Source organism: Pseudomonas sp. GW821-FHT02B10, from assembly GCF_059421865.1.
In genome coordinates this window covers 100,775-123,572 of sequence record NZ_JBWKVU010000011.1, presented here as the reverse complement: position 1 = coordinate 123,572, position 22,798 = coordinate 100,775, and the positions used below count along the sequence as shown (strand labels likewise).

The window sequence follows — 22,798 nt, the reverse complement described above, 5'->3', positions numbered from 1 at the left end:
ACGGAACGTTGAGAGAGACTTAGCAATACCCGTGCCGAAAAAAAACCGCCCGGTTTTCAACAGGTTAAAAAACAGGCGTCAATCATCCGCCTGTTCATCACCCTCGCGACGGCTCATGCCGTACTTGCGCATTTTTTCCACCAGCGTGGTGCGGCGGATACGCAGGCGCTCCGCGGCCCGCGCGACAATGCCATTGGCGTCGTCGAGCGCCTGCTGGATCAGGCCCTGCTCCAGACCACCGAGGTAGTCCTTCAGGTCCAGGCCTTCCGGCGGCAGCATGGCGGTGGCGGCGAAGTCCGGCGTATGACCATTGATCGCCACCCGCTCTTCCAGATCACTGCGCAGGCTGTCCACCAACTGCTCATCTTCGTCGTCGACATAGCGGAATTTCTTCGGCAGCTCGACCACGCCGATCACACCATAGGGATGCATGATCGCCATGCGCTCCACCAGGTTGGCCAACTCGCGGACGTTGCCCGGCCAGCCATGGCGGCAGAGCGACATGATCGCTGCGGAGTTGAAGCGGATCGAGCCGCGCTTCTCGTGCTCCATGCGCGAGATCAGCTCGTTCATCAGCAGAGGAATGTCTTCCACCCGCTCACGCAGCGGCGCCATCTCGATCGGGAACACGTTCAGGCGGTAGTACAGGTCTTCGCGGAAACTGCCGACCTCGATCATGCTCTCGAGGTTCTTGTGAGTCGCGGCGATGATCCGCACGTCGACGCTCTGGGTCTTGTTGCTACCCACGCGCTCGAAGGTACGCTCCTGCAGCACGCGCAACAGCTTGACCTGCATCGGCAACGGCATATCGCCGATTTCGTCGAGGAACAGGGTGCCGCCGTTGGCCAGCTCGAAACGCCCGGCACGGCTGGTGATGGCCCCGGTGAAGGCGCCCTTCTCATGACCAAACAGTTCGCTCTCCAGCAATTCGGCCGGAATCGCACCACAGTTGACGGGCACGAACGGCGCTTCGCGACGCTTGGAGTGATAGTGCAGGTTACGCGCCACCACTTCCTTGCCAGTCCCGGACTCGCCGAGGATCAGCACGCTGGCGTCGGTATCGGCCACTTGCTGCATCATCTGCCGAACATGCTGGATCGCCCGGCTGGTGCCGACCAGACTGCGAAAGAGGTTGGGTTCGCGATGGCGGCCGCGCTCACGGGCCTGATCGTACATCTCACGATAGACCTGGGCGCGGTGCAGAGAATCGAGCAACTTGCTGTAGCTGGGTGGCATTTCCAGGGTGGAAAGCACTCGACGACGCTGGTCTTCCGGCAAGTCAATGGAAGAATTATCGCCCATTAACAAAACTGGAAGGAACTCATCCCAGGTTGAGAGTGTCTTTAACAGGCCCAAAAGTGCACCAGGAGCATTTACAGTCCCGATGAGGACACAGATTACTTCACGACTGGATGACAATGAGCCGACAGCCTGCTGCCAGTCATGGCTACCGCAGGGTAAATTTTCTTCGCCAAGAAAATTTAAAATCACCGCCAGGTCGCGGCGGCGGACGCTATCGTCATCAATCAGCAGAATTTTGGTTTCACGCCACATGCAATAGCAACTTCCCTAGTCAACTCAATGCCCGGAATCAGGGCAAGCTAGACGCTTGTAGGCATTTTGAGCCTGATAGACGTCTGAAATCTGAAAACAGCCACTAGTTAAGTCAAAAAAGCGTGCACAGTCAAATTTATGGCGCACTGGATTCGGATTAACTTAGGGGTTAATTAACCGAACAGATGGTAAACCTTTGCCGCGTTCTGTGCTTGATGGATCTGCGACATCTCGTCGACTATCGCCTGACGCTCCCCTGTCGTCACTTCAAGAAGCTGCCGATAAACCCCCAACAGCTCCTGCAAATTCTCGCGCAACGCGGCTTCATCTTCCGGAGCTTCACTCAAGATGTCTTCCATGCAGGAACGGCAGGCCAGATCCAACTGACCGATCGCTTCCCAGTTACGCTCGGCCAGGGCGGCGACCAGTGCTTCACGGGTTTCTTCGATGCGCTGCAATACAAGACTCATGGTGATCTCCTTAGAACTGCGGACCCGGCGCAGCGATGGCGTCCCAGCCTTCCTTGACGGTGCGCAGCAGATCGGCGACCTCGTCGAGAATCTTTGGATCGGTCTTGATGTTCGCCTCGGCGAGGCGCGTCATCATGTAGGTGTACAAGCCATCCAGATCGCCCAGGGTGTCGGGTGAGTTTTCCAGATCGAGCCCTTCACGCAAGCCGCCGATAATGCCGATCGCCTTGCTGATGAACACACCCTTGTTGGGAATATCCTTGCGCTCCATCGCCCCCTTGGCCTGGGCGATACGATCCAGGCCGCCTTCCATCAGCATCTGCACCAGACGATGGGGGCTGGCCTCGGAAGTCTGCGCCTGGGCACCAATCTTCTGGTATTGCCGAAGGGCTAACATCGGATTCATGTTCTACCTCATCAAAACTCAAGGGTTCGTATAACCAGCGTATCGACCTGGCGTCAAAAAACTTTAGATCAAAAGCCAAAAGCCCGGAACGCTACAAACGTTGCCGGGCTTTTGGCGCCTGGTATCAATCAGCCTTTCTGTTGCGCAGTCAACGCCTCGAACATCGAGGTAATGTTGCTGGCGGTGGCTTTCAACTTGCCCACCAGGGTGTCCATGTCGTTGTACTTCTTGGTCAGTACTGCCGTCAGGGTTTCGATACGGCGGTCCAGGGCCTCCTGATCCAAGGTCAGCTTGGCCTTGGTCTTGTTTAGCTCAGTCGTACGCTGATCGAGAACACCGCCGGTCTGGGCAAAAGGCTTGATGGCATTGTCCATGCGCTCCAACAGGCCCTTTTCGCCGGTGAACAGGGCTTGCACCTCGCCACCGAGCTTTTTGTCGTTCATCGCCGCGGTGAACTTGGTGGAGTCGAAGTCCAGGGCACCGGTCTTCTGGTTGGTGGTTATCCCCAATTGCGCCAGGACGGTCAGTTTGTCGCCAGATCCGACTTCCGAAAGCGGCGCACGCATGGCCGCCAGGATCGAGCGCGGCAACGAGTCGCCGGTCAGCTGTGCCGGGATGGTCAGCTTGCCATCGTCATCCAGGGATGGCTTGGTCAGCGCGGTAACGCTGTTGGCTACTGCGTTGTAGGCATCGACGAACTTCTGGATCGACGCCTTCAAACCGTCAGTGTTGGCCGCAACGGTAATGGTCGAGGTACCCGGAGCGACCAGGTTGAAGGTCATCCCGGAAACCGCTTTATCCACCGCGTTGCTTTTGCTGGTCAGCGCCATGCCGTCGACGGTGAAGCTAGCATCCACTGCCAGGGCGCCAATGGAACCAGCAGAGGTCGCAGTCATCGGCGAACCAGAAGCACCAACGACAGTGCTGCCGTCAATTTCCAGACCGGCAATGCCACTGAGAGAAATATCGGAGCCTGCACCGGTAGTAGTCGAGCCCACAACCAGGCGCGAGCCAAAGGAGTCGGTCACGATGTTCGCGCTGATACCCGCGCCCTTGAGCGATGCGTCGGCGTTGATCGAGTCACGTACCGACTGCAAGGTAGCACCGGCTTTTATATCGAGATTGTAGTCAGTGCCATTTTGACTGATTTTCAAGGTACCAGTCGGAATAGCACTTGTAGTACCGCCAGCGAAGGCAGCACTGGTGACTTTCGAGGAAGTCGCGAGATTCTTGACATTGACAACATAGTTGCCATTGACTGCGGTATTGCCAGCGACCGCTGTTACATACTTGCTTTCGGAAGTAGTAGCGGCATAACCAGGGAATTGCGGGTTGGTCTTGCTGCCGAGCTCGGTAATGGTGGTCCGAAAGGTCGACAACAAAGACTTCAAGGTACCCATACCAGAGATGCTTGCGGTGTTGTTCGCAGTTCCCCGGTCGATCTGAGCTTGCTTGGGTGCTTTGTCAGCGTTCACCAAGGCTTTGACGATAGCACCGGTATCGAGGCCGGAGCCTAGACCGGTACCCGGTAGAATTGGACTTGCCATGGAGATCTCCCTTCAGTGTGTCGCCGGTCTTTTGACCATTACAACGCCCAAAAGAACATAACAACAAATTTCATGCCAGCTGTCAGACTTTAGCGCTGAACAACAGGCTGCTCGCATCATTCAAACTATTGGCCAACTTCAGGACTTCTTCGTTGGGGATCTGACGGATCACCTCACCGGAGTCACTGGCAATGACCTTGACGACGACCTTGCCGGAAGGCTCGTCAATTGAGAATTCCAGGTTACGCTTGACCGATTGCACAAACTTTTCAATTTCCTGGATGGCCATTTTCAGTTTGTCCTGCTCGGCTCGCGTGTCCTTACTCTCTTCCTTGACAGTCGACAGCGCCACAACGTCCGCTTGAGGCTTCTCCACAGGCTTGTCAGCAACAGGCGTTGCCGGCTTGGCTGTTGGATAAGACAAGTTCAGCTTCATGCTCATATCCATGTCCATGTCCATCACCTCTTAAAGTAAAAAAGCGAGAGAGCACGACCAGCGCACTCCCCCGCCAAAGCTTAGTCAGCTATTACTGAAGCAGTTTCAGTACAGCGGATGGCAGTTGGTTGGCCTGGGCCAGAACTGCGGTGGAAGCTTGTTGCAGAGTTTGTTGCTTGGTCATCTGTGCAGTTTCAGCAGCGAAGTCGGTATCTTGTACGCGACCCAGTGCAGCACTGGCGTTTTCGTTGATGTTCTGCAGGTTGGAGATAGTGCTGGTCAGACGGTTTTGTGCAGCACCGAGGTCAGCACGGCTGGCGTTGATGGTCGACAGAGCCGCGGTGATTGCATCGATCGAAGCCTTGGAGCTGGCTTCAGCGGTGGCGCTGCTGTTACCGGTAATGGCGATGGCGCCGGAGTTGACAGCCAGGGTAGTAGCGTCGAAGCCGGTGGCCAGAGCGATGGTGATCTGGTTGGTAGCACCAGTGTTGGAACCGACCTGGAAGGTCATGGTGCCAGCGGAACCGTCGATCAGGTTCTTGCCGTTCAAGTTGGTCGACTGGGCGATACGAGTCAGCTCGTCCGACATCGAAGCGAATTCTTTGTTCAGTGCAACACGGTCAGCGGTGCCGTTCGAGTCGTTTCGTGCTTGAACAGCCAGTTCACGCATACGTTGCAGGATGTTGGTGGATTCCTGCAGAGCGCCTTCAGCGGTCTGAGCGATGGAAATACCGTCGTTGGCGTTTTTGATCGCCATGGTCTGACCACGGATCTGCGAAGTCATACGGGTAGCGATTTGCAGGCCGGCGGCGTCGTCTTTTGCGCTGTTGATTTTCAGGCCGGAAGACAGGCGAGTCATCGAAGTCGACAGAGCGTCGGAAGCGCGGTTCAGGTTCTTCTGAACGTTCAACGATGTGACGTTAGTGTTTACTGTTAAAGCCATGACGAATTCCTCGTTGGTTGGGTACTGCGGCTTCCGGCCCTGGCAACCGCCGGGTATGGCCTAGAGAACCTTCGTAATAGTTATCGTCGGCAATGCAAGTTGCTTTAGGGGATTTTCAAAAAAATTTGCCATCAGCGTGCCACCCCTCGTAAATCAAGGGCTCGGCGTTTTTAAACCGTGGAAAAATGGCGCCAGGAAAATGCCGGAGAAGGTCCGGGCGCGAAGATCGCCCGGGCAGGCAGGGAATGTTTCAGCCAGCAGAGAGGGAACGCAGCACTTCAACGCATTCGTATTGCAGGTAGTCGGCCAGGGCCAGCCAGTTTTGCCCTTGCTGACATTCGAACATCAGGCCAAGCAAAGTCTCCCAGTCCTGGCGCTGCGCTGGCGGCGCGGTATCGATCAACGGCTGGATCGCCCCCATCAACTGGACCATGGTCACGGCCGTCTCGACATCGTGCCCCAGGCGAAAATCCTCGGCGCATTGCTGCAAGCGGGCGATCAGCCCCTCGATCGCGCTCATTGGCTGAACTCCGGATGGTAGGTCGTCCCGGCAATCATCGCCCCGTCCCGACTGCTGTTATAGAAGCGCACCCGCGGATGACCGGCGATAAAACGCTCCAGCTCGCACAGGTAACTGCGGAAATTGAGTTGGGTCCTGACCCGCTGACCATGCCCGTCCAGCACCCAGTGCCGGGCCGCGCCCAACTGCGGCCCCAACTCACCGTCGAGCCAGCCGGCATGCGTCTTGTTCATCGGGAAGGCAAAGTCGGCACCGAACAAGGTGACCTGTTCGGCACCCATTTTTACCGCCAGGTCCACCGCGGGATGGATCACGCTGCCGCCGACATACAGCTGCGCCTTGGGCAGTTGCTCGCGCATCCGCGTGTAAATCGGGCTGGCGGAATACCCTACGTAACGCGGCCCCTGCCAGAGCGCCAGAATCCGCGGATCGACCATCGGCAGATAGACCAGGGTGATGGCTGCCGATTTTTCTGGCGGCAGGTGCAGGCTGGAAATCCGGTGATCGATGCTGACCACGATATCCGGCTCGATCCCCTGTTTGAGCAACGGCCGGTAGGCGGTATCGACACAGATAAACAGAGGCCGCCGGGCCTGGGCGCGAATCTCGCGCAAGCGTTCGAAATGCCGTTCCAGGCTCGGCCCGGTGGCAATCACAAAAATCTCGCGCCCCGGCTGGCTACCGAACAGCTGCGCCACGTCACTGTCGCTGGCCACCAGCTCGGCACTCGCTTGCAGGCGTTGGGCGACCTCTGGGGAATCGGCCACGAAGTCGCGGTTATTGAAGGCCAGGTGCACCTCACTGACCAGGCGATCGCGGATCTTGGCGTTGTAGTCATCCGCCAGCACCAGCTCGGAAGGCAAGGCGAAGAACGGCAGCTGGATTTCCGTCAGATCGCCGGCATAACCCAGTTCGACTCGAGGATCGTTCAACCAGGCCTGCTGATCGAGCAATTGCAGCACCAGAGCAAACACCGCGCCGTTCAGGATGTGCACCTGCAAGCGTTGCAGCGCCGGGTTTTCCAGCAGTATCTGCTGCAAGTCGCCCAAGCCAGTACCGTACAGATGGATCACCGGGCTGTCGGCCGGCAGGCTCGCCGCCTGGATCCGAGCTTCCGCGGTGCGATCGTGGCGGCTGGTGAGCTGAATGCCGGAAATACTCAAGGTCGAACCCAGGCCTTCGACCAGATCCGCCTGCAACCCGGTACTGTCTTCCGCCAGCAACCGCTCGAGCAGTCGCGGCCAGCGAGCCTGTATTGCCTGGGCATTGCCCTCGAAGCTTTCGCTCATGCTGTCTCGCCTATCTTCATGCAAAAAAAAATAGCGCTCAGGGTACACCCTGGGCGCTATTTTTGGATGCCGCGGGATCAACTCATGGGCGATAGATAATCGCCGAGCCCCAGGACAGCCCTACGCCGAAGCCACTCAGGGCCACACGTTGCCACTTCGACTCGAGCACGTGCTTTTCCAGCAGCAGCGGAATGCTCGACGATACGGTGTTACCGGTCTCGACCATGTCCTTGATGAATTTCTCCGGCTCGCCTTCGAAACGGCGCGCCACGGCATCGACGATCGCCGCACTGCCCTGGTGGATACAGAACGCATCGATCTGCTCAGCCTTCAGGCCGGACTCATCCAGCAGCTCGTTCAAATGCGCCGGGACTTTCAGCAGGGCAAAGTTGAACACCTGGCGACCATTCATGAAAAACACGCCATCAGTGACTTTCAGGTGCGGAGCGCCGGAGCCGTCGGTGCCGAACTTGGCCTTGCCCAGTTGCCAGGGAGCGTCTTCGCCCATCCAGGTCGCGGTCGCCGCATCGCCGAACAGCATGGTGGTATTGCGGTCTTGCGGATCGACGATCTTCGAGTAAGGGTCGGCGGTGACCAGCAGGCCGTTCTTCAGGCCCGCGGCTTCCATGAAGCCCTTGAGCGCGTAGATGCCATAGACATAACCGGAGCAGCCCAGGGAAATATCGAAGGCCGCGACGTGGGTCGGCAGGCCCAGCTTGTCCTGGACGATGGCGGCGGTGTGCGGCAGGCCTTCTTCGTCGCCGTTCTGGGTGACGACGATCAGCGCGTCGATCGACTCGCGCGACAATTGCGGGTTGTTGGCGAACAGCGCATTGACTGCTTCGACACACAGGTCCGAGGTTTCCTGCGTAGCGTCTTTGCGCGGCAGGAAGGCCGAACCGATCTTGCCCAGGATGAACTCTTCATCCTTTTCGAATTTTGCACCTTGTGCGTAATTGTCTACGCCGGCTACAGGCACGTAGCTCGCAATGCTCTTTATGCCAATCATTACGGCTTCCCAATAATAAACAGCTGAATACCCCGACCACCGGGCCGAGGCTGCCGACAAACAGACATCCTGGCGCCCCTGACAGGCGACAGCGGGAAGAATAAAAGGCTATCACTGCGCCGTTTACCGGCCAGGCGCCATCTCCCCGATCAATACAATACAGTGAAGATGCGCGTTATGACTCGCAGGTCACGCTATTTTGCCGAATCAGCCCTACAAACGGCTATTCGACAAATGCCCAATCCAGTGCGGTACCACGCTTGAGGGCCTGGCGCGCGCAACGCCCGAGGACCGCGTCGATGTGCTTGGGGGCCAGCCCCAGGCCCGGACGGATGGCCCGGACGTTATCGCTGCTGAACACCTCCCCCGCCGCCATATCGCGGGTGACATAGAGGGAACGGCGGTACAACACCGACTGCCGCTCGGCCTCGGTCGCGCCGTAACGCACCTGGCCCAGGGCCTGCCAGGCACGCTCGGTTTCCAGCACCAGGCTGTGCAGCTCCGTCGGTTCCAGGGAAAAACTCGCATCCACCCCGCCAGCGGCGCGGTCAAGGGTGAAGTGTTTCTCCACCACAGTAGCGCCCAGCGCCACGGCGGCCACGGAAACCCCGACACCCATGGAGTGATCGGACAAACCGACCTCGCAGCCGAACAGCTGGCGCAGATGGGGAATGGTCAGGATGTTGCTGTTTTCCGGCGAAGCCGGGTAGGTACTGGTGCACTTGAGCAGCACCAAATCCTTGCAGCCGGCCTCCCGGGCGGCTCGCACGCTTTCGTCCAGCTCGGCGATGCTGGCCATGCCGGTGGAAATGATCAGCGGTTTGCCGGTGGCCGCCACCCGACGGATCAGCGGCAGGTCGGTGTTTTCGAAACTGGCGATCTTGTAGGCCGGCACGTCGAGGCTTTCGAGAAAGTCCACCGCGCTCTCATCGAACGGCGTGGAGAACGCCAGCATCCCCAGTTCCCTGGCGCGGGCGAAGATCGGCGCGTGCCACTGCCAGGGGGTGTGGGCCTTTTCATACAGGGCATACAGCGAAGAGCCGGCCCAGAGACTGGCCGGATCCTTGATGAAGAACTCACCATGCTCCAGGTCCAGGGTCATGGTGTCGGCGGTATAGGTCTGCAACTTCAGGGCATGGGCGCCGGCCTGGGCCGCAGCCTCGACTATCCGCAGGGCAACGTCCAGCGACTGGTTATGGTTGCCGCTCATCTCGGCAATGATGAACGGCGGCGAGCCGGCGCCGATCGAGCGCGAGCCGATCTTGAAACTAGTCATTGGGGGTTTTCCTTCGATTCACGCGTAAATTCATCAGTGCCCAGATCATCTCCGGAACGGCGCAATGGATTGCCGGTCATCTCGAACAGGGCCGCCGCCACCCGCGATGCACCCTGCCCGTCCACCAGCTGCCGGGAGCGCTGCGCCAGGCTCTGGCGCAACGGGTAATCGCCAACGAGCACCGCGACCGCCTGGCGGATCTGCTCGACACTCACCTGCTCGCTGGGCCCCAGGTAGACATGCACGCCCGCCTCGGCCAGCAGCCGGGCATTGGCCTCTTGATTGCCGGCCACGCTGATGCACAGGGTCGGCAGGCCCAGGGCGGCGCGCTCCCAACTGGTGCCGCCACCGGCGCCGATAAACAGGTCCGCCTCGGCCATCAAGCGGGAAAAATCGCTGACATAGGCGTGTAAACGCCAATGCCCGCGACCGGCCGCCAGTTCCTGCATCTGCGCCCAGGCCGGGTTGCCGGCCCCGGCGACAAAATCCACCCGCAGGTCGTCGAACGCACTCAAGGCCAGCATCGCCTTGTGGGTCTGGCTGGCCGCATCGAAACCGCCGAAATTCACCAGCACCCGACTCGCTCGCTCGCGAATGGCGATCGGCGGACAATGGAACTCCTCGCGCAGCAAGGCGAAGTGCGGCCCCAGCAACGCCCGGCACTCGGCGTCGATCAGGCCGGCATAGGCCTGGGGCGTGCCGCTGAAGTTCTGGTCGAGCAACAGATCGACCCCGTGCCGCCGGTTGGCCAGGTCATCGATGGCGGCAATCCGTGGCGCCCATTGCCGCGCCGCCTGCTGCCACTGCCGGTCGAGGCCGTAGTGATCGACCAGCACCCAATCAAATCGCGGCTGATCCTGCAACGCTGCCCGCAAGGCGGCGATATCCGCCTGCCAGGGCAGCGGCGCCTCAATGTCCTGCGCGCATTCACCCGGATAAGTCGCCGGCAGGGCGAACGTCTGGAAACCCAGTCCAGCCAGGCGATCCAATGGCTGCCCGGGCAAGCTTCGGCAAGCGAAAGCCACTGTGGCGCCCAGCTCGCGCAAAGCCCTGGCCAGGGTCAGGCAGCGGGCGATATGGCCGCTGCCAATGGCCGGTGAGGCGTCGGCCCGGATCAGCACTCTCACTCCAGCTCTCCACCGGCTTTCAGCGCCGCGTACAGATACTCCGCGCGTAGCCAGTCCTCCTCGGTGTCGATGTCCTGGACCAGATGGCGCGGCAGGATCACCGGCAGGCTGAGCGGGGAAAACACCAGATCGCCGCGCAACCAGGCCTCGCTGCGCCCCCAATAGAACTGCCCGGCATCCTGAAAGGCCGGCGGCAGGTCCTGGGAGCGTGTGTTGCGAAACTCCGGATAAAGCGAAGTCAACGCGCCCTGCTCGTCCAGGGTCAGGGCGCGCTGCACCGGAAACGCAAAGCTGCACACGGAAAAGGCGAAGGACTTTTCAGGCTGAGCGTCCAGCGCCGCCAAGCCCTGGCGCAGGTAGCGCAGTTGCAACAAGGGCGCGGTGGCGTAAATGCAGCAGGCGTAATCGAAGGTCTCGCCACGCTCGCGCAACGCATTCAAGGCATGCACGATCACCGGCCCGGTGCCGGTGAAATCGTCCGCCAGCTCGGCCGGACGCATGAATGGCACCGTGGCGCCGCTGGCCCTGGCCAGCTCGGCGATCTCCGGGTCGTCGGTACTGACCAGCACCTGATCGAACAACCCGGAGCGCAGCGCCGTGGCAATCGAGCGGGCAAGCATCGGCACGCCGTCGAACGGCTTGAGGTTCTTGCGCGCTATGCGTTTGCTGCCGCCACGGGCGGGGATGATCGCGATGGCACTCAAGGCTGGGCGGGCTCCTGGATAAGCTGGCGCAATTGCTCGACCACATACGTCTGCTGCTCATCGTCCAGCGCCGGAAACAGCGGCAGGCTGATGGCTTCGCCGTAGTAGCGCTCGGCCTCGGGGAAATCCCCCGCGGCGAATCCCAGGTCGCGGTAATACGGCTGCAGGTGCACCGGGATGTAATGCAGATTGACCCCGACCCCGGCCTCGCGCAATGCCTCGAACACCTCGCGATGGGTGCGGAGGATGCGCTCAGGCTGCAAGCGCACCACGTACAGATGCCAAGCCGACTGCGCCTGCTCCTGAGCCTGCGGCAGGGTCAGCGGCAGATCGGCCAGCAGACGGTCATAACGGGCCGCCAGTTGCCGGCGCCGGGCAATGAAAGCGTCGAGCTTGTCCAGTTGGGACAAGCCCAGGGCTGCCTGCAGATCGGTGATGCGGTAATTGAAACCCAGCTCGGTCTGCTGGTAGTACCAGGGGCCGTGGCTGGGCTCGGTCATCTGCGCCGGGTCGCGGGTCATGCCGTGGCTGCGCAAGCGGCGCAAGCGGTCCGCCAACTGCGGGCTGTTGGTCAGGACCATGCCGCCCTCGGCGCTGGTGATAATTTTCACCGGATGAAAGCTGAACACCGTCATCGCCGCGAATTCGCCGCAGCCCACCGGCCGCCCAGCATAGGAGGCGCCCACCGCGTGAGAGGCATCCTCGATCAGCACGAAGCCATAACGCTGCGCCAGCTGCGCCATGGCACGCATGTCGCAGCTTTGCCCGGAAAACGCCACCGCCATCACCACCTTGGGCAGTCTGCCCGTGCGCTCGGCGGCCTCAAGCTTATGCGCCAACGCCCGGGCATCCATGTTCCAGGTGTGCGGGTCGATATCGACGAAGTCCACCTCGGCGCCGCAATAACGTCCGCAGTTGGCCGAGGCCAGGAAGGTATTGGGCGTGGTCCACAGCCGGTCTCCCGGCCCCAGGCCGGCGGCCAGGCAGGCGATGTGCAAGGCCGCCGTGGCATTGCACACCGCCACGCCATGGCCGGCCTCGAAGCGAGCGGCCATGGCCTGCTCGAAGCGTTCGATGGTCGGCCCCTGGGTCAGCCAGTCGGACCGCAGCACCGCGACCACCGCATCGATGTCCGCCTGGTCGAGACTCTGGCGTCCGTAGGGAATCATGCCGGCAACCTGGCATGCAGCTCGGCGATCTGGCCCACCGAGAGGAAATGCGGATTGGTGTCGGAGCGGTATTCGAACGCCTCGCCCACCGGTCGCCCGCGCTCGCCCAGGCCATCCACGGCGAAATCGACATTGACGTTGGTAAAGCGGATCGACGGCTGGATGGTGTAGTGATCGGTGAACTCCAGGGTCATGCGCGCGTCATCCAGCGGCACCATCAGCTCGTGGAGTTTTTCCCCCGGACGAATGCCCACCTGCTTGTGCGGCAGGTTTTCCGCCATGCCGCGCGCCAGGTCGACGATGCGGATCGACGGAATCTTCGGCACGAAGACTTCACCGCCATGCATGCGCGAGAAGCTGTCGAGCACGAACTGCACCCCGTGATCCAGGGTGATCCAGAAACGGGTCATGCGCGCGTCGGTGATCGGCAACTCGCGGGCGCCTTCGGCGATCAGCTGGCTGAAAAACGGCACCACCGAACCCCGGGAGCCGGCTACGTTGCCGTAGCGCACCACGGCAAAACGGGTCGGCTGGTCGCCGGCGATATTGTTCGCCGCGACGAACAACTTGTCCGACAGCAGCTTGGTCGCGCCGTACAGGTTGACCGGGCTCGCCGCTTTGTCGGTGGACAGGGCGATGACTTTCTTCACACCGTTGTCGATGGCCGCGGCGATGATGTTTTCCGCGCCGTTGACGTTGGTGCGGATGCACTCGGTGGGGTTGTATTCCGCCGCCGGCACCTGTTTCAGGGCCGCAGCGTGCACCACATAGTCGATCCCGCGCATGGCCTGGCGCAGACGCTCGGCGTCACGCACATCGCCGAGGAAATAACGCATGCAGGGCGCATTGAAGGTCTGCTGCATTTCGTACTGTTTCAGTTCATCGCGGGAGAACACCACCACCCGCTTGGGCTGGTATTGCTCCAGCAGGCGCCGGATGAAATTGCGCCCGAACGAGCCGGTGCCGCCAGAGATGAAAATCGATTTGCCGTTGAACATGTCTTGAGTCCTTTTTCCTGTCAGCCAGGCTTATGCGAGCAGCTGCGCCCAGTCGACACTGGCAGGAGCGCCAGGAGTGAAACCCTTGCCGGTCCGGCTCAGGTTCTGGTTGTAAGTTACATCGTGTTCGAAGCGCGCCTGCCATTTGTCACGCAGCGCCGCCGCGACCTGGGTATCGTCCGCCAGGATGCCCGGATGGAGGATCTGCACCTGCGGGGTCCAGACCGTCAACAGGCCGGCATCGGCCACTTTCAGGCACAGGTCGACATCAGCGAATACCTCGGCGAAGTGTTCTTCGTCCAGGCCATCGACAGCGTTGTAGACGTCCTTGCGAATCATCAGGCAGGCGCCGGAGACCACCGAATAGTTCTGCTCGGCGAGCAAACCATTCAGGTAGCCGCTGGCGCCTTTCGGCTCACCGGCGAACGCCGCCCCCAGATGCCCGTTCAACCCGAGAACCAGGCCAGCCGAGGTGGTCGCGCCCTTGGCGTCGACCAGGCGCGCGCCGACAATCCCCACTTCCGGACGCTGCGCCTGATTGAGCAGGCTCTCCATCCAGTCGGCATTGACCACTTCGCCGTCGGCTGCCAGCAGCACCAGGTACTCGCCCCGGGCCTCCTGGCTCGCCGCATTGCACAGCGCCGAGGCGCTCAGGCGCCGCGGGCTGCGCAGCACGCGGATACGATCGCCCTTCTGTTCCAGGCTGGCGAGCCAGTTGGCCAGCTCTTCGGACTGGCTATGGTTGTCGGCGATGACCACTTCGTAGCGCTGGTAGCGCGTGCGTTGCAGCACGCTGACCAGGCAACGCTGCAACTGCTCCAGGTTGTCTTCGCTGCGCAGGATGATCGAGGCCAGCGGACGCTCGGCATGGCCGTAGTTGATCTGGTAGACCCCAGGCTGCGCCGCGCTGACCTGGGCCCGGTAGCCACGGTTGCCCAGATGGCGGGTCAACGCCTGGCTTTGTTGGGTGTTCTCCTCCACCTCCGCGGCCTGGCCGATCAACAGCGGTTCGGCCAGATGGGCCAGGCCGGCCAGCCCGCCGTCTTCGATCAGGCGCAGCAGCAGGTCGTATTCCATGGCCTGTGGAAAGGTTGTCGAATAGCCGCCGGCAGCCACCAGTACATCACGGCGAATCAGCCAGTGGCCGGCCATCAGGCCCGGCACGCTTTGCAGCAGGTCGAGGTTGACGCCCGGGCGGAACACATCCTTCAGCGTGCCATCGGCGCCGTAGTGGATTTCATCCATGGCCACCGCGCGGCAACCTTCGGCGTCGAGCAGTTCCAGGCTGGCGCGCAACAGGCCGCTGGCGGTGAAACGCTCGCCGGCACGGGCCAGGAGCAACCAGTCACGGGAGGATTGCGCCGCGACCTGGTTGATGCGCTCCACATAATTGCTGGTGCTGACCTTGACGAAATGCACGGTGTCCTGGGCGGTGGTGGTCGTCGGCAGGTCGCCCGTGGTGAAGACCACCACCTGGAAGGACCGGCAATGGCCGTTGACCAGGCTGTCGAAGGTCGCCTGCAGCTTGACCATGTCCGCGTCGAGGTCGAGCAGCAGGATGCCGAAGCTCGGGCCACCGTTGTGCCGGGCCAGGTGCTCGTTGATCGCCTTGAGCTGCTGCGCCTCGGGGTTGCGTGCCTCCAGCCATTTCAGCAGGCGCCCCGAAGGCATGTTTTCCAACAGCGCCGGGCTGTCCCGGAAAGGCAGCGACGCCAGGCGCTCGGCCCAGGCCTGCAATTTGCGGGCATCGTTCTGCTCCTGAAGGTCCTGCCCCTCGCAAGCCTGCAGCGAGGCCGCCAGACGCTGGACCACCTCAAGGTTGAACAGGTTGCACGACAGCGCCTCCCACAGGCGGCTGCGCAGGGTACGGTCGGTGTCGTTGGGTTGTACCTGCATCAGTTCCTGCTGCTTGAGCAGTACGCCTTCAAGCTCCTGCAGTTGCAGGCGGCCGGCCGGCATCCCATGCATGAGGAATTCGAATTCGGTCAACAGGTCGAACATCGGCTTGTTGTAGAACGGCATCTCGACGAACTGTTCCGGGCCGAACGAACGCACCGGCTCGGCCCCCGGCTCGACCCAGGCCGAACGGAAAATCATCTTGCCGTTGAGCGAGCGCCCGGTGAGCAGGCACTCGGCCATGGCCCTGAAGCTGCCCAGGGCAAGCTGCTTGGCCTGTTGCGGCCCCTGGGCGCTCAAGCCGGTGGGCAACGACGCCAGGAACCCGGCGAACGCCTCGCGCTGGGCCACCGACTTGGCGTCGCCGTAGGTCAGCACCGTCAACACATCGGTGTTGTGCTCCGAGGCGTTGTAGTTGACCTCCCGCACGGCGAACGGGATCGGCAGGATCCGCGCCTTGGCCGAAGCCAGCAGGAAGAAGGTATGGCCGATCTCCTGCCATTCGAAACTGGTCCCCGGCGGCAGCAGGCTGTACCACTGTTGCAGCAGGTCGGTGCGGGTCACCGCGTAGAACGGCGGCAGGAAATGGCTCATGAACGCCATAACCCGCTCGCCGGCATCTTCCGAGGCGTAGTCCTCGATCACCCGGCAATCGCGCCGGTAGTAGTTCACCTCGGCGGCGCGGGCCAGGTACATCATCCCGTAGCCATGGCACAGGCCGTAGTCGGGGTTGGCTTCGAGAAACTCCACCGACTCGGTCAGCGCGCCATGGAGCAGGAAGTCGTCGTCGGCGGCAAATACCATGTACGGCGTGGTTACCTGCCCGACACCGTAGGTCAGCTTGTCCTGCAGGCCCTTGTAGGTGTACTGCGGCAGATGCCGGTAGTCGACCTGGGGGAACTGCCCGGCCAGGCCTTCGTCGGCGTGCTGCGAAGAGTCCAGCACCAGGATCTTGCAGGGGTAGGTGCTGTAGTACTGCAAGGTACGGCGCAAGAACGCCTTGCGATTGTGGGACATCACCACCAGCGTGAAACGCTCGCTCAACGGTGCGCTAGTGTTTTGAGCCTTGTCTTGAACCTGCATCAGTGTTTCCCCACAACCGGCAAAGTGCTGTTACCTGCAAACCATTGAATTCAACGAATGCGACGCAGATAGCCATCCGGCGCCACGGTGATCAGCAGCTTGTTCTGCATCTGGTAGTCGATCTCGAAGTCGCGGTTCTCTTCCAGGTAGGCCCAGACCGCGGTTTTCGGGTTGTCACCCGGGCCCCATGGACGGTCCGGGAAGAAGTCCGCCGGCATGTCCTCGACCACGGTGTCCATCACCACGCAGTAGCTGTCCACCGACACCAGCGGCGCATACAGGCGTAGCTCTTCGAGCACGTGCTCGTGGGTGTGGTTGGAGTCGAGTACCAGAATCACTTTTTTGCCTTCGGCGGCGGCGCGCACCTTGGCGGTAATCGCCGGATCGATGCTCGAACCTTCGATCATCTTGATGCGCTTGCTCATCGGATGGCTTTCGATGGCTTCGCGGTTATGCGCGCGGATATCCAGGTCGATGCCCAGCACTTCGCCGTGGCCCTGCAGTTCGAGCAGCGAGGCGTAGTAGATGATCGAGCCGCCGTGGGCGATGCCGCATTCGATCACCAGGTCCGGCTTGACCCGCCAAATGATCTCCTGCATGGCCATCATGTCCTGGGGCAGCTGGATGATCGGGCGGCCCATCCAGGAGAAGTGATAGCTGTACTTGTGGCCGGCAGACTCGTTGAAGAAGTCGCGCGCCAGGCCCTTGAGTTTCTGGTCTTCGCCCTGGGCGCGGATCTGCTCCTGACACTCGGCTTCGAAGGCTTGGATAATGCTGTTGTCGGTCATGGTCGGGTCTCAATAAACGTCATTTGAACCAAGCGCTGTCGACTGCGTGATAGACATAACGCCCATCGGTCATGCGCTTGATTTCGTCGAGATAGTTGGAATTCATCACAAACAGGTGGGCGCCCACGGGCAAGGTCGCCATGACCTCTTCGGGGGACGACACGCGAGCGCCGCTCAGGGGCAGGTAACGGCCCTGCTTGGCCGGATTGATATCCACCACCTGGTCCACCGAAACACCCGCACGCTGCAGGAACAGCGAATAGATCACACCCTTGGAAGACGCGCCCCAGATCGCCGAGCCCGCCTCGGGTTGGGCCTGGATGATCTGCTTGGCCCGCTCGAGACTGGCGGTGAAATCCAGCGGCATCTCCAGGCGCTCGACTGGTGTCTCGCCGGGCTCGCGCAAGGTGCCGAGATCGGCCACCACGTACAGGTACTGGCCGCCGAACAGGTGGCCGGCTTCGTGCACTGTGCCGAACATCCGGCGCAGGTCGTCCAGGCGGAAGTAGTTGACGTGCTCGTAGAACACGTCGAACCAGGCGCGATGCTCGACGATCCAGTCGAAGCACGGCACTTCGATGTAGATCTGCCCGCCCTGGTTGGCCTCGGCCATCTGTGCCAGGAACGCCCGCGGGTCGGCAATATGCTCCAGCACATGACGCAACACCACGGCATCGGCCGACAGGCCCAGGCCAGAGGTAAAGGGCGCCTTGATCACATCGGCGTTATCGCCTTCGTAGGCCGGGTCGATGCCGGTGATGCGGTAGCCCCGCTCACGCAGCAGCTCAAGGAAATAGCCCTTGCCGCAACCGACCTCGATCAACTCGCGGCCCTTGAAATGCCGGGCGATGATGCCCTCGACATCCAGCAGGTGACGCTGGAACTGCGCCGAATGGGCCTGCTCGTTCTGGTAGTCGCTGTCGTAGCTCAACTTGTCGGGGTCGAAGGCCTGGTTGAAGATCAGGCCGCTCTCCTCGTCCTGCACCAGCACCATGTCGGCACAGGCCGACGCCCTGGCGCTCTGCGCGTCGGCGAAGGTGCGATTCTGCAGCACCGGCAGGTCCATGACCCGATACAACTCATGCCCCATGTTCTGCTCCCAATAGTTGTTGCAGGCGCTGGTTCGCCCCCCAGAACGCCATGGGTTCGTGGGCGGGATAGGGGTAATGCCCCAGGTTCAGGCGGATCATCGAGCCGCGCTCACGCACCCGTCGCTCGACCAGCGCACGAACCGATATCGGCTGGCCGCTGGAACAGTTGACCACCCCGGAAAAATCCCGCCGTTGCAGCAACGCCGCCAGGCTGGCGGCGGCGTCTTCGATGGCCAGGTAATCGCGCAGCTGTTCGCCGGCAGACATGTCGAACACTGCATCGCCGGCGTCGATCGCCCGGTCCAGGGCGGCCAGCAGGCTGTTGGGGTTCTGCCCGGCGCCATGCAGGTAGAACAGCCGCGCCCATTGCAGGGTGAAAGGCCGTTGCTGCTGCAGGTTTTCCAGGAACAGCCGCAGGCTGTGCTTGGCCAACCCATAGGGATTGCTCGGCTGCGCCGGCGTCTGCTCGTCGAGCGGACCGCTCTGCATACCGTATTCGAAACAGGTGCCGGTGATCATGACCTGGGGCACGCCCGCTTCGACTGCAGCCTTGATGAACCGGTAGTCGGCCATCAGGTTGTGCTCGAAGTGGAACAGCGCCTTGTAATTCGGCAGCCCCGGCCAGGCCAGGTGCGCCAGGGCATCGACGCCCTCGACCAGGGCGGCGATATCGGTGTCGGCGGCATGCACGTCCGCGGCCACCCGCTCCACCGCTCCAGCCCAGGGCATGGCGGCCAGCTTTTGTGGGTCACGGGCCAGCGCCCGCACCTGGCAGCCGCGGGCCAGCAAGGCGGCGACCAGATGCCGGCCGACAAACCCGCTGGCCCCGGTGACCAGTACCTTCAGGCCACTCACAGCAGCTTCAACTCGGGCACGGCGATCACGAAACGTCCGCCCCACTGGCGAACGTGGGCCAGTTGCTCGCTGACTTCCGACAGCAGGTTCCACGGCAGCACCAGTACATAGTCCGGACGCTCGCTGTCGATACGCTCGGGCGCGACTACCGGAATTCGGCTGCCGGGCAGGAACTTGCCCTGCTTGTGCGGGCTGGCGTCGGCGACCCAGGCCAGCAGGTCCGGCTTGATCCCGGCGTAATTGAGCAAGGTGTTGCCCTTGGCCGCGGCGCCGTAACCCACCACGCGCTTGCCTTCGGCCTTGGCCTGGAGCAGGAAGCGCAACAGGTCATGCTTGATGCGTTCCGCGGCCGGCGCCAGGGTCGCGTAATACTCCGAGGTCTTGACCCCGGCTTGTTGCTCAAGCTGCAACTGCTGTTGCACCGCCACCTGCACCTCGCGGCGCGGACCATCGCTGCGCTGTACGAAGACCCGCAGCGAACCGCCATGGGTCGGCAACTGGCTGACGTCGAAGACTTCCAGGCCATTGCGCTCGCACAGCGTCTGCACCGCGGTCAGCGACAGGTAGGAGTAATGCTCGTGATACAGGGTGTCGAACTGCTGGCCGGCCATCAGGGTCAGCAACTGCGGAAACTCGAAAGTCGCCACGCCCGTCGGCTTGAGCAAGCTGGCGAAACCGCCAAGGAAATCGTTGATGTCCGGCACATGGGCCAGCACATTGTTGGCCGCCATCAGGTCGGCGGCCCAGCCTTGGTTTTTCAGCTGCGTGGCAGTGTCGCGACCGAAGAACAGCTCACGAATCTCCAGGCCTTTTTCCCGCGCGGCTTGCGCGGTGCTGCGGGTCGGCTCGACGCCCAGGCATTTGATCCCGCGAGCGGCCACGTACTGCAACAGGTAACCGTCGTTGGCGGCGACTTCCACCATACGGCTGTCAGCCGTCAAGCCAAAGCGCTCGACCATCTCGGCCACATAGCGCTCGGCGTGGGCCAGCCAAGTGCTGGAGAAAGAACTGAAATAGGCGTACTCGGCATCGAACAGGCTTTCGGCGCTGGTGTAGTCCTCGGTCTGCACCAGCCAGCAGGCCTGGCACACCTGGACTTTCAGCGGCACCCACTGCTCGGCCTGCTCGAGTTGTTCGGCCCGCAGGTAGGCGTTGGACGGCGGCGAGGTGCCCAGGTCGATCAGAGGCAGGCGTAGCGGGGAGCCACAACCGCGGCAGTTCATAAACGCACTCCAGCGAACTCGGCATCGAGCCAGGGATGGCTGGCATCCCTGGCCGACAGATTATTGACAGGCAGCGGCCAGCTTATCGCCAGGCGCGGGTCGAGTACCGACAGCCCGGCCTCATGCTCCGGGGCGTAATCGGCGCTGTGCAGGTACAGCAGCTCGGCGTCGTCGGTGAGGGTCTGAAAACCGTGGGCGAATCCGGCCGGGATCAGCAGGCTACGGCCATCGCCGGCCTTCAAGTGCTCGGCGTGCCAGTGCAGAAAGGTCTCGGAGTCCGGACGCAGATCCACCGCCACATCCCACACCTCGCCGCGCAGGCAGGTAATCAGCTTGGCTTCCGGCGCATTGGCGTTCTGGTAATGCAGACCGCGCACACTGCCCTTCTCGCGGGTACAGGAATGGTTGATCTGACGGATATGAAACTCGCTGCCGAATGCACTCAGACTGCCTTCGCAGAACAACCGGGCGAAATGTCCGCGCTGATCTTCGAAGCGCTTGTGCTGGACGCTGAACAGCCCGGCCAGCGGCAGCTGCTTCAAGGAAAACTCGCTCACAGCGCGCCCCGGTACAGGTTCAGTTGAGCGAGGGTCACAGTGCGCATGTCGTCGCCTCGTTGCCAGGCCAGGTGCCAGTCCAGGGTCTGTGCCAGGCATTGCTGCAGCGACCAGCGCGGTTGCCAGGCCAGCAGTTGGCGTGCGCGGCTACTGTCCAGGCGCAACAGGCCGGCTTCGTGCAACTCGCTCGGTTCGATCCGCAGCCCGGGGGCGGCCGGCCAGCGCGCGGCCAGCAACTCGACCACTTCACCGACGCTGCACATGTCCGCTTCGCTTGGCCCGAAGTTCCAGGCCCCGGCAAACTGCGGCCCTTGTTCGTAGAGGCCGGCGGCCAGTTGCAGGTAGCCGGCCAGTGGCTCCAGGGCGTGCTGCCACGGGCGCACCGCCTGCGGGTAGCGCAGGGTCACCGGCTCGTCGGCCGACCAGGCCTTGAGCACATCGGGGATCAGCCGTTCGGGGGCAAAGTCGCCACCGCCCAGCACGTTGCCGGCGCGCGCCGTGGCCAGGGCCAGGCCATGCTCGGCATGGCGCTCGGCCGGGAAGAATGAAGCGGCATAGGACTGCGCCAGCAACTCGCAGCACGCCTTGCTGCTGCTGTAGGGGTCATGCCCGCCCAGGGCTTCGTTTTCACGGTACGGCCACAGCCATTCCTGATTGGCGTAGACCTTGTCGGTGGTCACCAGCACGCAGGCACGCACGCCGCCAACCTGACGGATCGCTTCCAGCAGGTTGAGGGTGCCCATCACGTTACTGGAGTAAGTACCCAGCGGGTCGCGATAGCCTTCGCGCACCAGCGGCTGCGCCGCCAGGTGCAGGACGATTTCCGGCTGCGTCTCGGCGATCAGCTCCAGCAAGGCGCCGAGGTCGCGCAGGTCGCCACGCTGGTCGTTGATGCCCTCGGCGACCCGAGCCAGCTCGAACAGGCTCGGCTCGGTCGCAGGGTCCAGGGAGAAGCCACTGACTTCGGCCCCCAGGCTGTGCAGCCACAGGGTCAGCCAGCTGCCCTTGAAACCGGTGTGGCCGGTCAGCAAAACCCGCTTGCCACGCCAGAATTGCGCGCTCAGGCCCACTGCTTCCATGGGGCCTCCCCGCTCTGCCAGAGCTGCTCCAGGTGGTTCTTGTCACGCAGGGTGTCCATCGGATGCCAGAAACCGTCATGCTGGAAGGCATGCAATTGGCCTTGCCGGGCCAGGGTGGTCAGCGGCTCGGCTTCCCACACCGTGTCGTCGGCCGTCAGCAGCGGCAACACCTTGGGTGACAGCACGAAAAAGCCGCCATTGATCCAGCCACCGTCACCGCGGGGCTTTTCGGTAAAGCCCAGGACGCTGTCGCCGTCGCGCTCCAGGGCGCCGTAACGGCCAGGCGGCTGCACCGCCGTGACGGTCGCGTGCTTGCCATGGGCCAGGTGGAAGTCCACCAGGGCGCCGATATTCAAGTCGGAAACGCCGTCGCCGTAGGTAAAGCAGAAGGCTTCTTCGTTCTCCAGGTAGCGCCCGGCCCGGCGCAGACGGCCGCCGGTCATGGTTTCCTCACCGGTGTCGATCAGGGTCACGCGCCAGGGCTCGCTGTAGTTCTGGTGAACGTCCATGCGGTTTTCCCGCATGTCGAAGGTGACGTCGGAGGTGTGCAGGAAGTAGTTGGCGAAGAAATCCTTGATCGCGTACCCCTTGTAGCCCAGGCAGATCACGAAGTCGTGAATACCGTGGGCGGAGTACTGCTTCATGATGTGCCAGAGAATTGGCTTGCCGCCGATCTCGATCATCGGTTTGGGCTTGAGATGGGACTCTTCGCTGATGCGCGTGCCCAGGCCACCCGCCAAAATAACTGCCTTCATCGTCTCCCCTCTTGTTCCTCACA

At 62.1% G+C, this 22,798-nt stretch carries 21 protein-coding genes and 1 pseudogene; all 22 read right to left on the bottom strand.

Going from position 1 to position 22,798, the window contains the following annotated elements; genetic code table 11:
* Positions 1–78: 78 nt before the first annotated feature.
* Positions 79–1,554, bottom strand: coding sequence for a sigma-54 dependent transcriptional regulator (locus AC07VU_RS22275; RefSeq protein WP_007922638.1), 1,476 nt, complete (start codon positions 1,552–1,554; stop codon positions 79–81).
* Positions 1,555–1,727: 173 nt separating this feature from the next.
* Positions 1,728–2,024, bottom strand: a complete 297-nt coding sequence (gene fliT, locus AC07VU_RS22270) for a flagellar protein FliT (protein ID WP_007922640.1) — start codon at positions 2,022–2,024, stop codon at positions 1,728–1,730.
* 10 nt (positions 2,025–2,034) lie between these two features.
* Entirely contained in the window at positions 2,035–2,430 is a 396-nt protein-coding gene (fliS, locus tag AC07VU_RS22265; protein WP_087088886.1) for a flagellar export chaperone FliS, read from the bottom strand.
* A 128-nt stretch (positions 2,431–2,558) separates the two neighbouring features.
* Positions 2,559–3,977, bottom strand: a complete 1,419-nt coding sequence (gene fliD, locus AC07VU_RS22260; RefSeq protein WP_274305927.1) for a flagellar filament capping protein FliD — start codon at positions 3,975–3,977, stop codon at positions 2,559–2,561.
* An 82-nt stretch (positions 3,978–4,059) separates the two neighbouring features.
* Positions 4,060–4,425, bottom strand: coding sequence for a flagellar protein FlaG (locus AC07VU_RS22255; protein WP_087089319.1), 366 nt, complete (start codon positions 4,423–4,425; stop codon positions 4,060–4,062).
* A 79-nt stretch (positions 4,426–4,504) separates the two neighbouring features.
* Positions 4,505–5,356: a flagellin domain-containing protein gene (locus AC07VU_RS22250; RefSeq protein WP_102678474.1), complete on the bottom strand. Its 852-nt coding sequence runs from the start codon at positions 5,354–5,356 to the stop codon at positions 4,505–4,507.
* Between the two features lie 250 nt (positions 5,357–5,606).
* On the bottom strand, positions 5,607–5,876 hold the full coding sequence (locus AC07VU_RS22245; RefSeq protein WP_087088892.1) for a hypothetical protein: 270 nt from the start codon (positions 5,874–5,876) through the stop codon (positions 5,607–5,609).
* Entirely contained in the window at positions 5,873–7,165 is a 1,293-nt protein-coding gene (locus tag AC07VU_RS22240; RefSeq protein WP_277588123.1) for a motility associated factor glycosyltransferase family protein, read from the bottom strand. Before AC07VU_RS22240 ends, AC07VU_RS22245 begins: the two co-directional genes overlap by 4 nt.
* 82 nt (positions 7,166–7,247) lie before the next feature.
* The gene (locus tag AC07VU_RS22235; RefSeq protein ID WP_009042726.1) at positions 7,248–8,174 is read right to left on the bottom strand and encodes a ketoacyl-ACP synthase III; all 927 of its coding nucleotides are present in this window, start codon (positions 8,172–8,174) and stop codon (positions 7,248–7,250) included.
* A 223-nt stretch (positions 8,175–8,397) separates the two neighbouring features.
* Positions 8,398–9,450, bottom strand: coding sequence for a pseudaminic acid synthase (pseI, locus tag AC07VU_RS22230; RefSeq protein ID WP_457275883.1), 1,053 nt, complete (start codon positions 9,448–9,450; stop codon positions 8,398–8,400).
* 83 nt (positions 9,451–9,533) lie between these two features.
* A pseudogene (gene pseG, locus AC07VU_RS22225) lies at positions 9,534–10,577 on the bottom strand (UDP-2,4-diacetamido-2,4,6-trideoxy-beta-L-altropyranose hydrolase); the annotation flags it as partial.
* On the bottom strand, positions 10,574–11,281 hold the full coding sequence (gene pseF, locus AC07VU_RS22220; RefSeq protein WP_495030491.1) for a pseudaminic acid cytidylyltransferase: 708 nt from the start codon (positions 11,279–11,281) through the stop codon (positions 10,574–10,576). The gene pseF and the pseudogene pseG, both read right to left, overlap by 4 nt.
* Complete coding sequence (gene pseC, locus AC07VU_RS22215; protein WP_495030490.1) at positions 11,278–12,450, bottom strand: UDP-4-amino-4,6-dideoxy-N-acetyl-beta-L-altrosamine transaminase; 1,173 nt, start codon at positions 12,448–12,450, stop codon at positions 11,278–11,280. The genes pseF and pseC overlap by 4 nt, the downstream gene beginning before the upstream one ends.
* Positions 12,447–13,448 carry a UDP-N-acetylglucosamine 4,6-dehydratase (inverting) gene (pseB, locus tag AC07VU_RS22210; protein WP_274305921.1) on the bottom strand — a complete coding sequence of 334 codons (1,002 nt, stop codon included), beginning with the start codon at positions 13,446–13,448 and terminating at the stop codon, positions 12,447–12,449. The genes pseC and pseB overlap by 4 nt, the downstream gene beginning before the upstream one ends.
* Positions 13,449–13,478: 30 nt before the next feature.
* Positions 13,479–16,427, bottom strand: a complete 2,949-nt coding sequence (locus tag AC07VU_RS22205) for a TIGR00180 family glycosyltransferase (RefSeq protein WP_495030489.1) — start codon at positions 16,425–16,427, stop codon at positions 13,479–13,481.
* A 50-nt stretch (positions 16,428–16,477) separates the two neighbouring features.
* Positions 16,478–17,215: a cephalosporin hydroxylase family protein gene (locus AC07VU_RS22200; protein WP_495030488.1), complete on the bottom strand. Its 738-nt coding sequence runs from the start codon at positions 17,213–17,215 to the stop codon at positions 16,478–16,480.
* 19 nt (positions 17,216–17,234) lie between these two features.
* On the bottom strand, positions 17,235–18,305 hold the full coding sequence (locus AC07VU_RS22195; RefSeq protein WP_274305918.1) for a class I SAM-dependent methyltransferase: 1,071 nt from the start codon (positions 18,303–18,305) through the stop codon (positions 17,235–17,237).
* Positions 18,295–19,152, bottom strand: a complete 858-nt coding sequence (locus AC07VU_RS22190; RefSeq protein WP_173679744.1) for an NAD-dependent epimerase/dehydratase family protein — start codon at positions 19,150–19,152, stop codon at positions 18,295–18,297. Before AC07VU_RS22190 ends, AC07VU_RS22195 begins: the two co-directional genes overlap by 11 nt.
* Before the next feature lie 5 nt (positions 19,153–19,157).
* The gene (locus AC07VU_RS22185; protein WP_277588116.1) at positions 19,158–20,384 is read right to left on the bottom strand and encodes a class I SAM-dependent methyltransferase; all 1,227 of its coding nucleotides are present in this window, start codon (positions 20,382–20,384) and stop codon (positions 19,158–19,160) included.
* Positions 20,381–20,941 carry a dTDP-4-dehydrorhamnose 3,5-epimerase family protein gene (locus tag AC07VU_RS22180; RefSeq protein WP_087088914.1) on the bottom strand — a complete coding sequence of 187 codons (561 nt, stop codon included), beginning with the start codon at positions 20,939–20,941 and terminating at the stop codon, positions 20,381–20,383. Before AC07VU_RS22180 ends, AC07VU_RS22185 begins: the two co-directional genes overlap by 4 nt.
* Positions 20,938–22,020 (bottom strand): CDP-glucose 4,6-dehydratase, encoded by a 1,083-nt coding sequence (gene rfbG / locus AC07VU_RS22175; RefSeq protein WP_277588115.1) that lies wholly within the window; start codon positions 22,018–22,020, stop codon positions 20,938–20,940. Before rfbG ends, AC07VU_RS22180 begins: the two co-directional genes overlap by 4 nt.
* Positions 22,002–22,775, bottom strand: a complete 774-nt coding sequence (rfbF, locus tag AC07VU_RS22170) for a glucose-1-phosphate cytidylyltransferase (RefSeq protein ID WP_053260103.1) — start codon at positions 22,773–22,775, stop codon at positions 22,002–22,004. The genes rfbG and rfbF overlap by 19 nt, the downstream gene beginning before the upstream one ends.
* Between the last annotated feature and the right edge of the window lie 23 nt (positions 22,776–22,798).

Bases quoted from the DNA above. Each gene is read 5' to 3' on its own strand.
- AC07VU_RS22275 (WP_007922638.1), bottom strand. From the start codon at position 1,554: ATGTGGCGTGAAACCAAAATTCTGCTGATTGATGACGATAGCGTCCGC.
- fliT (WP_007922640.1), bottom strand. From the start codon at position 2,024: ATGAGTCTTGTATTGCAGCGCATCGAAGAAACCCGTGAAGCACTGGTC.
- fliS (WP_087088886.1), bottom strand. From the start codon at position 2,430: ATGAATCCGATGTTAGCCCTTCGGCAATACCAGAAGATTGGTGCCCAG.
- fliD (WP_274305927.1), bottom strand. From the start codon at position 3,977: ATGGCAAGTCCAATTCTACCGGGTACCGGTCTAGGCTCCGGCCTCGAT.
- AC07VU_RS22255 (WP_087089319.1), bottom strand. From the start codon at position 4,425: ATGGATATGAGCATGAAGCTGAACTTGTCTTATCCAACAGCCAAGCCG.
- AC07VU_RS22250 (WP_102678474.1), bottom strand. From the start codon at position 5,356: ATGGCTTTAACAGTAAACACTAACGTCACATCGTTGAACGTTCAGAAG.
- AC07VU_RS22245 (WP_087088892.1), bottom strand. From the start codon at position 5,876: ATGAGCGCGATCGAGGGGCTGATCGCCCGCTTGCAGCAATGCGCCGAG.
- AC07VU_RS22240 (WP_277588123.1), bottom strand. From the start codon at position 7,165: ATGAGCGAAAGCTTCGAGGGCAATGCCCAGGCAATACAGGCTCGCTGG.
- AC07VU_RS22235 (WP_009042726.1), bottom strand. From the start codon at position 8,174: ATGATTGGCATAAAGAGCATTGCGAGCTACGTGCCTGTAGCCGGCGTA.
- pseI (WP_457275883.1), bottom strand. From the start codon at position 9,450: ATGACTAGTTTCAAGATCGGCTCGCGCTCGATCGGCGCCGGCTCGCCG.
- pseC (WP_495030490.1), bottom strand. From the start codon at position 12,450: ATGATTCCCTACGGACGCCAGAGTCTCGACCAGGCGGACATCGATGCG.
- pseB (WP_274305921.1), bottom strand. From the start codon at position 13,448: ATGTTCAACGGCAAATCGATTTTCATCTCTGGCGGCACCGGCTCGTTC.
- AC07VU_RS22205 (WP_495030489.1), bottom strand. From the start codon at position 16,427: ATGCAGGTTCAAGACAAGGCTCAAAACACTAGCGCACCGTTGAGCGAG.
- AC07VU_RS22200 (WP_495030488.1), bottom strand. From the start codon at position 17,215: ATGACCGACAACAGCATTATCCAAGCCTTCGAAGCCGAGTGTCAGGAG.
- AC07VU_RS22195 (WP_274305918.1), bottom strand. From the start codon at position 18,305: ATGGGGCATGAGTTGTATCGGGTCATGGACCTGCCGGTGCTGCAGAAT.
- AC07VU_RS22185 (WP_277588116.1), bottom strand. From the start codon at position 20,384: ATGAACTGCCGCGGTTGTGGCTCCCCGCTACGCCTGCCTCTGATCGAC.
- rfbG (WP_277588115.1), bottom strand. From the start codon at position 22,020: ATGGAAGCAGTGGGCCTGAGCGCGCAATTCTGGCGTGGCAAGCGGGTT.
- rfbF (WP_053260103.1), bottom strand. From the start codon at position 22,775: ATGAAGGCAGTTATTTTGGCGGGTGGCCTGGGCACGCGCATCAGCGAA.